At 56.8% G+C, this 11,093-nt stretch carries 8 protein-coding genes; 5 read left to right on the forward strand and 3 right to left on the reverse strand.

What is annotated here, in order from left to right; translation table 11 throughout:
* Nucleotides 1-41 precede the first annotated feature (41 nt).
* Nucleotides 42-479: a pyrimidine (deoxy)nucleoside triphosphate diphosphatase gene (locus tag FN037_RS09365; RefSeq protein ID WP_138361281.1), complete on the forward strand. Its 438-nt coding sequence runs from the start codon at nt 42-44 to the stop codon at nt 477-479.
* A gap of 509 nt (nt 480-988) precedes the next feature.
* The gene (gene gdhA, locus FN037_RS09370; protein ID WP_138361280.1) at nt 989-2,332 is read left to right on the forward strand and encodes an NADP-specific glutamate dehydrogenase; all 1,344 of its coding nucleotides are present in this window, start codon (nt 989-991) and stop codon (nt 2,330-2,332) included.
* A gap of 668 nt (nt 2,333-3,000) precedes the next feature.
* Here gdhA and FN037_RS09375 read toward each other — a convergent pair.
* From FN037_RS09375 to FN037_RS09385, 3 genes are all read right to left on the reverse strand, one after another.
* A complete protein-coding gene (locus tag FN037_RS09375) occupies nt 3,001-4,956 on the reverse strand; it encodes a DNA topoisomerase III (RefSeq protein WP_142502081.1) in 1,956 nt (651 codons plus the stop codon).
* A gap of 4 nt (nt 4,957-4,960) precedes the next feature.
* Nucleotides 4,961-6,004 carry a selenide, water dikinase SelD gene (selD, locus tag FN037_RS09380; RefSeq protein ID WP_142502082.1) on the reverse strand — a complete coding sequence of 348 codons (1,044 nt, stop codon included), beginning with the start codon at nt 6,002-6,004 and terminating at the stop codon, nt 4,961-4,963.
* Nucleotides 6,005-6,266: 262 nt separating this feature from the next.
* Nucleotides 6,267-6,818, reverse strand: coding sequence for an NAD(P)H nitroreductase (locus FN037_RS09385; RefSeq protein ID WP_138361314.1), 552 nt, complete (start codon nt 6,816-6,818; stop codon nt 6,267-6,269).
* Between the two features lie 166 nt (nt 6,819-6,984).
* On the opposite strand from FN037_RS09385, the gene sppA reads away from it, so the two are divergent.
* From sppA to pncA, 3 genes are all read left to right on the forward strand, one after another.
* On the forward strand, nt 6,985-8,838 hold the full coding sequence (gene sppA / locus FN037_RS09390) for a signal peptide peptidase SppA (RefSeq protein WP_138361277.1): 1,854 nt from the start codon (nt 6,985-6,987) through the stop codon (nt 8,836-8,838).
* A gap of 134 nt (nt 8,839-8,972) precedes the next feature.
* Complete coding sequence (gene ansA / locus FN037_RS09395; protein WP_142502083.1) at nt 8,973-9,989, forward strand: asparaginase; 1,017 nt, start codon at nt 8,973-8,975, stop codon at nt 9,987-9,989.
* Nucleotides 9,990-10,147: 158 nt separating this feature from the next.
* Complete coding sequence (gene pncA, locus FN037_RS09400) at nt 10,148-10,789, forward strand: bifunctional nicotinamidase/pyrazinamidase (RefSeq protein WP_142502084.1); 642 nt, start codon at nt 10,148-10,150, stop codon at nt 10,787-10,789.
* The last annotated feature ends 304 nt before the right edge of the window (nt 10,790-11,093 follow it).

Genomic DNA, 11,093 nt, shown 5'->3' on the forward strand with positions numbered 1-11,093 from the left:
GGCGATAATAAGCCCCTATTACGTACAGTACGATGACTCACATGCTCAAAACCATTGATGTTGTAGCCGCCATTATCGAACATAACGGGCAAATTTTGCTGGCGCAGCGGCCCCCGCACGCCGATCAACCGGGAATGTGGGAATTTGCCGGTGGAAAAGTTGAACCCGGCGAGACCCAGGCGCAGGCGCTGACCCGCGAGCTTCAGGAGGAGCTGGGGATCCACGCTCATCCAGCGCGTTATATCGCCAGCCATCAGCGTGAAGTGTCCGCGCGCCTGATTCACCTTCATGCCTGGTGGGTTCCGCATTTTAGCCCGGCCCCCACTGCTCGCTACCACAGCCAGCTATGCTGGTGCTCGCCGCAGGACGCGTTAACCTTCAATCTCGCCCCAGCGGACATTCCCCTGCTGGAAGCCTTTATCGCCCGGCGTCCTGCATTGTTACCCGATGATTTATGCCGGGCCAGTCATCGTTTTTAATTATGACCAATACGCAATCATAAAAATTCCTTTCTGAACAATTTTTCCTTGCTCAACTAACGATTTCCAGTGGTATAGTCGAAAAATCGGCCTTTTCAAGGGCCGAATAATAATAAATATACTCTAAATAATTCGAGTTGCATGAAGGCGGCAAGAGAGTAAATCCCCAGGAGCATAGATAGCTATGTGACTGGGGTGAACGATCGCAGCCAACACACATGCAACTCGAAGTATGACGAGTATATACAGCTAATCATTCTGCCTGCACGATAGCGGCAAGGGCGAGGCTCACACACAGGCCGCGCATCTTTGCCGTTAATCATAAAGCGGGCACAGGGATGACATGTATATACCCTAAATTATTCGAGTTGCAGGAAGGCGGCGACGCAGTGAATCCCCGGGAGCGTACTCCAGTACGTGACTGGGGTGAACGAGGAAAGCCAACGCACATGCAACTTGAAGTATGACGGGTATAGATGCGATCACAACCATAAGAGGAACTTATATCAATGGATCAGATGTGCACTCTGGAAAACTTTCTCGCCCGCGTTCAACAGCGCGATCCCCATCAAACTGAATTTGCTCAGGCCGTTCGCGAGGTGATGACCACCCTGTGGCCTTTCATTGAGGAAAACCCACGCTATCGTCAGCTGAATTTGCTGGAGCGTCTGGTTGAGCCGGAGCGGGCTATCCAGTTTCGCGTCGTTTGGGTTGATGACCGTAACCAGGTTCAGGTTAACCGCGCATGGCGCGTACAGTTCAACTCCGCTATCGGCCCGTATAAAGGCGGCATGCGTTTCCACCCTTCAGTCAATTTGTCGATACTCAAATTCCTTGGTTTTGAACAAACCTTCAAAAACGCCCTGACCACCCTGCCGATGGGCGGCGGTAAAGGCGGTAGCGACTTCGATCCTAAAGGTAAGAGCGACGGCGAAGTGATGCGCTTCTGCCAGGCGCTGATGACCGAACTCTATCGTCACCTCGGCCCGGATACTGACGTACCTGCCGGCGATATCGGCGTGGGCGGGCGTGAAGTCGGCTTTATGGCCGGAATGATGCGTAAACTCTCCAACAACAGCGCCTGCGTGTTCACCGGGAAAGGTCTCTCCTTCGGCGGCAGTCTGATTCGCCCGGAAGCAACCGGTTACGGCCTGGTATACTTCACCGAAGCGATGCTCAAGCGCCACGGCATGGGCTTTGAGGGAATGCGTGTATCGGTTTCCGGTTCCGGTAACGTTGCTCAGTATGCGATTGAAAAAGCGATGGCGTTGGGCGCGCGCGTGATCACCGCTTCTGACTCCAGCGGCACCGTGGTGGATGAAGCGGGCTTTACCACTGAAAAACTGGCTCGCCTGTGTGAAATCAAAGCCAGCCGCGATGGTCGCGTGTCCGACTATGCCCGCGAGTTTGGCCTGACCTATCTTGAAGGCAAGCAGCCGTGGTCCGTACCGGCGGATATTGCCTTGCCCTGCGCCACACAGAACGAACTGGATGTTGACGCCGCGCGTCAGTTAATCGCTAACGGCGTGAAAGCGGTGGCCGAAGGCGCCAATATGCCGACCACCATTGCCGCCACTGACCTGTTCCTCGACGCAGGCGTGCTATTTGCGCCGGGTAAAGCGGCTAACGCCGGCGGCGTGGCGACCTCTGGTCTGGAAATGGCGCAGAACGCCGCGCGCATGGGCTGGAAAGCGGAGAAAGTGGATGCCCGTCTGCATCACATCATGCTGGATATCCACCATGCCTGCGTGGAGTACGGCGGCGACGCGAAGCAGACCAACTACGTGCGCGGGGCAAATATCGCCGGTTTCGTCAAAGTCGCGGACGCGATGCTGGCGCAGGGTGTGATTTAACGCTGAGAGTCGTCAGAAGCGGATGGCTTCGGCTGCGGGTGATCAGCGCGATGCCCGGTATCCCATAATGCTGGTCCGTTAAGGGCCGTCAGTTGTGTTTATAACTGGTTGAGCGGTTCTGTCAATCGGTGGTTTAAACGAAAATCTAATTCTGCTGATTCGCTTACTGAGCTGATACGGGCTGAAATATAAAGGATATAACTTTTTTTATGATTTTCAGCCACTGAAAAGCCACTGACGAATAACGGACTCACCGCATGGGGGTTGGGCGCATCAAGGAAACCTGGCGAGAACGCAGGCGCGCATCCAGGACAGGCCGCCAGGACGGCGGCCAGAGGGCGGGTCGAGACAGGACGTCGAGTCCCGCCCGGTCCGCCAGATGAAGCCGGAGTGGAGCGGACCGCGCAGCGGCAGGTTTTCAGCGCAATGCCGGGGGTGCAGGGGGACGGGCGAAACGTCCCCCTGCCCGTTCACACGCTGTGGATATAACGAATATCCGTGAATTTATCGTGAACGGAACAGACCACGGAATCTGAATGGGCGAAAACGAAAAACGCGCCATGTTCGCCATAACCACCGATAATGCGATTGCCGCTGGCAAATAAAACAAAAGACAACACCGATGATTTGCTTAAGTGAACGGCATTGCCCGGTTTCCCCGGGGGTTTTTATTGCGGGCCTTCTGCCACAGCGTCAGATGCCGGTTTCTCACCTTTCGCTGCAGATCGACCTTTACGCTTACTAAAACCTTTCTTACCCTCTCCCGGCGCGACAATACCACGGAAGCGGCGTACCGGCGTGCTACGCGCCTGATCGATAAGCTGGAACAACGTGCCCACCAGCGGCTGCATAAAATCCTGATAGCGACACTGCTTTTCGCTAATTTGCGTCAGAACCGATTCCCAGTGGGCGGTCATATCCGGGCGGGTCGCCATTTCAGGCAGCGAATGGAACAGCGCTTTCCCCGCGTCGGTAGAGTGGATATAGCGCCCTTTCTTGGTCAGGAAACCACGTTTAAACAGCAGCTCGATAATCCCGGCGCGGGTTGCCTCCGTTCCGAGGCCATCCGTCGCGCGCAGGATCTTCTTCAGATCTTTATCCTGCACGAAGCGGGCAATACCGGTCATCGCCGACAGCAGGGTTGCATCGGTAAAATGACGCGGCGGCTGAGTCTGGCGCTCCACCACTTCGCCCTTTTCGCACAACAGTTCGTCATCTTTTGCCACCACCGGCAGCGGCATACCGTCGTTTTCCTCATCACGCTCTTTATTGCCCAGCAGCGTTCGCCAGCCAGCTTCCGCCAGAAAACGGGCTTTGGCGACAAACTTGCCGTTGGCGATATCGAGATCGATCTGACATTTGCGGAATACCGCATCCGGACAGAACTGCATCAGATACTGACGGGCAATCAGGCCGTAGACTTTTTCCTCATTGTCATTGAGTTTCACCTGCGTGCTACGCGCAGTAGGAATTATCGCGTGGTGCGCATCAACCTTTTTATCGTCCCAGCAACGGTTGCGGATCTCCGGATCCACCACCGGCTGCGGCAGCAAATCCGCCGCGTGGACGCCAATGGCGTTCAGCACCGCATGACGCCCGGCAAAATGCTCCTCCGGCAGATAGCGGCTATCCGAACGCGGATAGGTAATCAGCTTGTGGGTTTCATACAGCTTCTGACAGATATCCAGCACGCTCTGCGCGCTAAAACCAAAGCGCTTCGCCGCTTCAATCTGCAGCGCTGAAAGGGAGAACGGCAGCGGCGCGGGCTCCGAGTCGCGCTTGTCGTTATAGGCGGTCACCGTCGCCGGTTGGCCCTCAATCCGCTTAACGACATGTTCAGCAAGTGCACGATGAAGCAGTCGCCCTTCTTCATCCTGATACGGTTCGCAGGCCTCACTGGGCACCCAGGTCGCCACAAAACGCTCATCCTTCGGGGTAACGATATGCGCCTTCACATCGAAGAAATCTTTCGCGACGAAGTTTTCAATCTCTTCGTCCCGACGAACCACCAGGCCAAGCACCGGCGTCTGCACGCGTCCGACCGATAACACGCCCTGATAACCGGCGTTACGTCCGAGGATGGTATAGGCGCGGGTCATATTGATCCCGTACAACCAGTCGGCGCGGGCGCGGGCCAGCGCCGAGACGCATAACGGAATAAATTCACTGTTGGCGCGCAGGCGGTTAATCGCGCGCTCCACCGCCTGCGGGTTAAGGTCATTAATCAGGCAGCGCTGCACCTGCTGGCGCTTTTCCGGCGATAATTGCAGATAATCCAGCACTTCATCCACCAGTAACTGACCTTCCCGGTCCGGGTCGCCCGCGTGGATCACCTCCTCAGCCTCGCCAAGAAGGCGCTTAATCACGTTAAGCTGTTTGGTTACCGACGGCCGGGGCTGAAGCTGCCACTTGTCCGGCACAATGGGCAAGTCGAGCAGGTTCCAGCGCGCATAGCGCCCGTCATAGACATCAGGCTGTGCCTGCTCCAGCAGGTGGCCGATACACCAGGTGACCACCTGTCCGTTGCCGCACTCAATGTAGCCGTCGCCTTTGCGGTGCGGTTTTGGCAGCACATCGGCAATGGCGCGCGCAAGACTTGGCTTTTCTGCAATAAACAGCCGCATGAAATCAACGGATCTCAATCATGGGGCGTCCACCGCGCGCGGTGAGCAGTTCGCCAATGGCGGCAAGCGTGATACCAAACTCGGCCGCCGCCGCTTGCACCTCCGCCTCCGCCTCCGGCGTCACTGCCAGCAGCAGACCGCCAGAGGTTTGCGGATCGCACAGCAGATCGCGCCACGCTGGCGGCATCTCGCCCATAAGATGACCGTAGCTGGCAAAGTTACGTCCGGTCCCTCCCGGTACCGCGCCCGCTGCAATGTACGCTTCCACACCGGGCAGCTTCGGGATATCCGCATAGGAGAGTTGCGCCTGAACGCCTGCGCCACGGCACACTTCGCTCAGGTGGCCGAGTAACCCGAAACCGGTCACGTCGGTCATCGCTTTTACGCCATCGATGCTGGCAAACGCCGAACCGACAAGATTCATCTGGCACATGGTTGCCGTCGCCAGCCCCTGATGCTCAGGCTTGAGCAGCGACTTCTTCTCCGCAGTGGTCAGCACGCCAATACCCAGCGGTTTAGTGAGATAGAGTTTACACCCCGCCTGAGCGGTACTGTTTTTCTTGATGCGATCGGTTGACACGACGCCGGTCACCGCGAGACCGAAGATCGGTTCGGGGGCGTCAATTGAGTGGCCGCCAGCCAGGGCAATTCCCGCCTGCTGACAGGCAAAACGCCCGCCGTCAACCACCTCGCGGGCGATCTCCGGCGACAGGGTATTGATCGGCCAGCCGAGGATAGCAATCGCCATAATCGGTTTACCGCCCATGGCGAAAATATCGCTGATGGCGTTGGTGGCGGCTATGCGTCCAAAGTCGAACGGATTATCAACGATCGGCATAAAAAAGTCGGTGGTGCTGATAATGGACGTACCGTTGCCGAGATCATAAACGGCCGCATCGTCGCTGGTCTCATTACCCACCAGTAAATTCGGATCGATAAACTTCGTCTGGTCGCTTTTGAGGATCGTTTCCAGCACTTTTGGCGAAATTTTACACCCGCAACCGGCTCCGTGGCTGTATTGCGTTAAACGAATGGTTTGCTCGCTCATGGACATCTCCTGTCATTGCAATCCCGCTATGGTAGCGCTCAAACGTCGGGGTGATAAGTATCACTGTCCTAAATCGCGTATGGTTGCTCATTAAGCAGACAAAAAACGACTTTGCAAAACGGCAGAAGTACCTGGTGAACAGGGTTTCGTCGTCGCGGGATCCATGAGGCGGCGCTGCGCACCTGTCCGTGCGCCCCTCGCGGCGCACGCAGCACGTGGCCGGGCCTGGCGTCAACCGTTTCCCGACAAAAGGCAAGCGCCGTCAGAAGCGCGTGACGAACGGCGCGGTATCCGGCAACGCTATTTTGGTTGAGGCTTTCAACATCGGCGTCCCCAGATAGAGAAATCCGACAATTTTATCCTGCTCCCGGCAGGCAAACCCTTCGCGCACCACCGGGCTCTCGGTCAACGCCCCGCTACGCCAGATCCCATTAAAACCCTGCGCCACTGCCGCCATTTGCATGGCCATCACCGCGCAGCCTGCCGACATCTCCTGTTCCCATTTCGGCACCTTCGGATGATCTTCGCAGCGGGCCACCACGGTAATAATCAACGGTGCGCGAAACGGCGCGCTACGGGCCTTTTCAATCGCTTTTTCATCTGCCCCCGCCGCGATGGCGCCCTTTTCCAGCAACTGGCTGAAGCGTTCGCGACCTTCATCGGCAATAATAAAGAAACGCCACGGCTGCAACGTCCCGTGGTCCGGCGCACGCAGGCCTGCGCGTAGAATATTTTCCAGCTGTTCGCCTGCCGGGGCGGGCTCAGTCAGACGTGACGCGCTGCGGCGATTAAGCAATAGTTCGAGAGCATCCACCTGTATAACTCCTGTCATGTCATTTTTCATAAAATTAACATGCGCAAGGATTTTGTTACAGCCCAACAGGTGATTCCTGCTGACAACCGTCGGCACTCTCTTTAGGATAGCCAGACGCGGCTGCCCCGGCGGCTCGCTCATTTTTAATAATGGTAAGGGAGAATACATGCGCACTCTTTGGCGACTACTCGCCGGAATGATTAAATGGACATGGCGGGTACTCAATTTCATTCGCCAGCTCGCACTGAACGTGGTTTTCCTGCTGCTGGTACTGGTTTGCATCGGTATCTGGTCTCAGTTCAGCGGTACCACGACAGAGCACACCACCCGCGGCGCGCTGCTGATGGATATCACCGGCGTCGTCGTCGATAAGCCCTCCGCCAGCAGCAAGCTTGGCGTGATTGGCCGCCAGCTTTTTGGCGCCAGTTCCGATCGTCTGCAGGAAAATTCGCTGTTCGATATCGTGCAAACGATACGCCAGGCAAAAGATGACCGGAATATCACCGGTATCGTGCTGGATCTGAAAAATTTTGCCGGTGGCGATCAGCCATCAATGCAGTATATCGGTAAGGCGCTGCGCGAATTCCGCGATAGCGGTAAGCCGGTGTACGCTATCGGTAACAGCTACAGCCAGGCGCAGTACTATCTGGCCAGCTTCGCCAATAAGATCTGGCTCTCGCCGCAGGGTGAAGTGGACCTGCATGGTTTCGCCACCAACGGCCTGTACTACAAATCGCTGCTGGATAAACTCGAAGTCTCAACCCATGTCTTCCGCGTCGGCACCTATAAGTCGGCGGTTGAGCCGTTTATCCGCGACGATATGTCGCCCGCCGCCCGTGAGGCGGATAGCCGCTGGATTGGCGAGCTGTGGCAGAATTACCTCAACACCATCGCCGCTAACCGGCAGATTACCGCCCAACAGCTGTTTCCTGGCGCACAGGGCGTGATTGACGGCCTGCGTAAAGTCGATGGCGACACGGCGAAATACGCGCTGGATAACAAGCTGGTTGATGAGCTTGGCACCGCCGCTGAGGTGGACAAAGCGCTGACGAAGCAGTTTGGCTGGAGCAAGGCGGACAACGACTATAGCGCAATCAGCTATTACGACTATGCGCTGAAAACCCCTGCCGATCAGGGCGCGACGATTGCGGTTATCTTTGCCAACGGCGCGATTATGGACGGGGAAGAAACGCCGGGCAATGTCGGCGGCGATACCACTGCGGCGCAGATCCGCGATGCGCGTCTGGATCCGAAAGTGAAAGCCATCGTGCTGCGAGTCAACAGTCCGGGCGGTAGCGTCAGCGCCTCTGAAGTGATTCGCGAAGAGCTGGCGGCGGCGAAAGCAGCGGGTAAACCGGTCGTCGTATCAATGGGTGGCATGGCGGCCTCCGGCGGCTACTGGATCTCAACCCCGGCGAACTATATCGTGGCAAACCCGAGCACCCTCACCGGCTCCATCGGCATTTTTGGGGTAATCAATACCGTTGAAAATACGCTGGGCGCAATTGGCGTGCATACCGACGGCGTCTCAACCTCGCCGCTGGCTGATGTCTCTACCACCAAAGCGCTGCCGCCGGAAGTGCAGCAACTGATGCAGTTGAGTATCGAAAACGGCTATAAGCGCTTTATTACCCTGGTGGCGACCTCGCGCAAGAGCACGCCGGAGAAAATCGACCAAATCGCCCAGGGTCATGTCTGGACCGGAGAAGACGCGAAAGCTAACGGCCTGGTCGACAGCCTCGGCGACTTTGACGACGCGGTAGCAAAAGCCGCGGAGCTGGCGAAGCTGAAACAGTGGCATCTCGATTTTTACCAGGAAGAGCCCAGCTTGTTCTCAATGGTAGTGGATAGTCTGACCGGTTCAGTCCGTGCAGCGCTGCCGGCGGCGATTCAGGCCTATTTACCCGCCCCGGTCGCCGCTGCGGCTAACGCGGTGAAAACCGAGAGCGACAAGCTGGCGGCGTTCAACGATCCGCAGAACCGCTACGCTTTCTGCTTAACCTGCGCCAATATTCATTAATCCTTCCGCCGCCCCTGTCCACGGGGCGGCCTGTCTTCTGACAGACTGAAATGACGGAAACCCGCCAGCGCCTATGCCACTTGCCGCGTCGCCGGTATATACTTCGCCGGTCCATATATAATCTAAGTGATGCTATGCAGAAGAAATCTATTTACGTTGCCTATACCGGCGGCACCATTGGTATGCAGCGTTCTGAACACGGTTACATCCCTGTTTCCGGCCATTTACAACGCCAGTTGGCTTTAATGCCCGAATTCCACCGCCCGGAGATGCCTGACTTCACCATCCATGAATACGCGCCATTGATGGACTCTTCCGACATGACGCCGCAGGACTGGCAGCATATTGCCGACGATATTCGCGACCATTACGACCAGTATGACGGTTTCGTGATCCTGCACGGTACGGATACCATGGCGTTTACCGCCTCGGCGCTCTCCTTTATGCTGGAGAATCTGGGGAAACCGGTCATTGTGACAGGGTCACAAATACCGCTGGCCGAACTGCGCTCCGACGGGCAAATCAACCTGCTCAACGCGCTGTACATCGCAGCCAACTATCCGATTAACGAAGTCTCGCTCTTCTTCAACAATCGCCTTTATCGCGGCAACCGCACCACGAAAGCCCACGCCGACGGGTTTAACGCCTTTGCCTCACCGAACCTGACGCCGCTGCTGGAAGCCGGAATTCATATTCGCCGCCTCTCCACGCCTCCCGCGCCCCATGGTAATGGCGAGCTGGTGGTTCACCCTATCATACCGCAGCCGATCGGCGTGGTGACGATTTACCCCGGTATCTCAGCCGATGTGGTGCGTAACTTCCTGCTCCAGCCAGTTAAAGCGCTGATCCTGCGCTCTTATGGCGTCGGCAACGCGCCGCAGAATGGCGATTTTATTCAGGTGCTGACCGAAGCCAGCCAGCGGGGTATTGTGGTGATTAATTTAACCCAGTGCATGTCCGGAAAGGTCAATATGGGCGGCTACGCCACCGGAAACGCGCTGGCTCAGGCCGGAGTGATTAGCGGTTTCGATATGACCGTCGAAGCGACGCTAACCAAGCTACACTATTTGCTGAGCCAGGATCTGGACGTTGCGGCAATCCGCCACGCGATGCAGGAAAACCTGCGTGGCGAACTGACACCCGATGAGTAAGAGCCTATCCCATTAGGGCTATTTTGCTTGTCATTTTGAATCTGGGCAGTGCTCAGAATCCTCACGTACTACGTGTACGCTCCGGTTCTTCCGCGCTGGCCGTGTTCAAACTGGCTGCGCCAATAACGCCTGGTGGGATAGACTCTAAGGAGGAATAGATGACACAGCGTGCACTGTTATTGATTGACTTACAAAACGATTTTTGCGCCGGTGGCGCGCTGGCCGTTCCGCAGGGCGACAGTACGGTGGAGATCGCCAATCAGCTTATCGACTGGAGTCTGGCGCGCGGCGAGATCGTCGTCGCCAGCCAGGACTGGCATCCGGCAAATCACGGTAGCTTCGCCAGCCAGCATCAGGCGGAGCCCTATACCCAGGGCGAGCTTGACGGTCTGGCGCAAACCTTCTGGCCAGATCACTGTGTGCAAAATAGCGCAGGCGCGGCGCTGCATCCGCTGCTTAAACAGCAGGATATTACCGCGGTGTTCCGTAAGGGCGAAAATCCGGCCATCGATAGCTACAGCGCGTTTTTCGATAACGGTCGGCGGCAAAAAACAGAGCTTGATGCGTGGTTACGTGAACGCGGAATAACCGAGCTGACGGTGCTGGGCCTCGCCACCGACTATTGTGTCAAGTTTAGCGTGCTGGATGCGCTGTCGCTGGGCTATCGCGTCAACGTCATTACCGACGGTTGCCGCGGCGTAAATATTCATCCGCAGGACAGCGCCCAGGCGTTTATGGCAATGGCTGCGGCTGGCGCAACGCTGTATACCCTGGCAGACTGGCAAGAAACACAACGCTGAGCCTTAACGCCAGCAGCTTATCCGGCCTCTCCATTACGCACATGTTACGTCCTGACTGGCGTTTCGCGGGCCGGATAACGCTTCCTCTTGCAGATAACAATCCCGCGCCCTTTAACCTGCCCGGATCGCCTCACTGAGCATATTATGTCCATACGTAGGGGATGCGCCCATCTGCCACGTCAACCGGTTCAGACTGTCCTTCCGCCTTTGTACAGCGGGAGTATAACCTCTGCACTGCCATGTTTTTTTGCCCGGCACCATCCCCCCTTTCCTTCATTGCCCCACAAACACGCAAACGCGTCGA

Source organism: Klebsiella sp. 2680, assembly GCF_900198535.1.
Classification (GTDB): domain Bacteria; phylum Pseudomonadota; class Gammaproteobacteria; order Enterobacterales; family Enterobacteriaceae; genus Klebsiella; species Klebsiella indica.

Excerpts from the sequence above, each read along its gene's own strand:
- ansA (WP_142502083.1), top strand. The coding sequence starts at position 8,973 with ATGCAGAAGAAATCTATTTACGTTGCCTATACCGGCGGCACCATTGGT.
- pncA (WP_142502084.1), top strand. The coding sequence starts at position 10,148 with ATGACACAGCGTGCACTGTTATTGATTGACTTACAAAACGATTTTTGC.
- FN037_RS09375 (WP_142502081.1), bottom strand. The coding sequence starts at position 4,956 with ATGCGGCTGTTTATTGCAGAAAAGCCAAGTCTTGCGCGCGCCATTGCC.
- selD (WP_142502082.1), bottom strand. The coding sequence starts at position 6,004 with ATGAGCGAGCAAACCATTCGTTTAACGCAATACAGCCACGGAGCCGGT.
- sppA (WP_138361277.1), top strand. The coding sequence starts at position 6,985 with ATGCGCACTCTTTGGCGACTACTCGCCGGAATGATTAAATGGACATGG.
- FN037_RS09365 (WP_138361281.1), top strand. The coding sequence starts at position 42 with ATGCTCAAAACCATTGATGTTGTAGCCGCCATTATCGAACATAACGGG.
- gdhA (WP_138361280.1), top strand. The coding sequence starts at position 989 with ATGGATCAGATGTGCACTCTGGAAAACTTTCTCGCCCGCGTTCAACAG.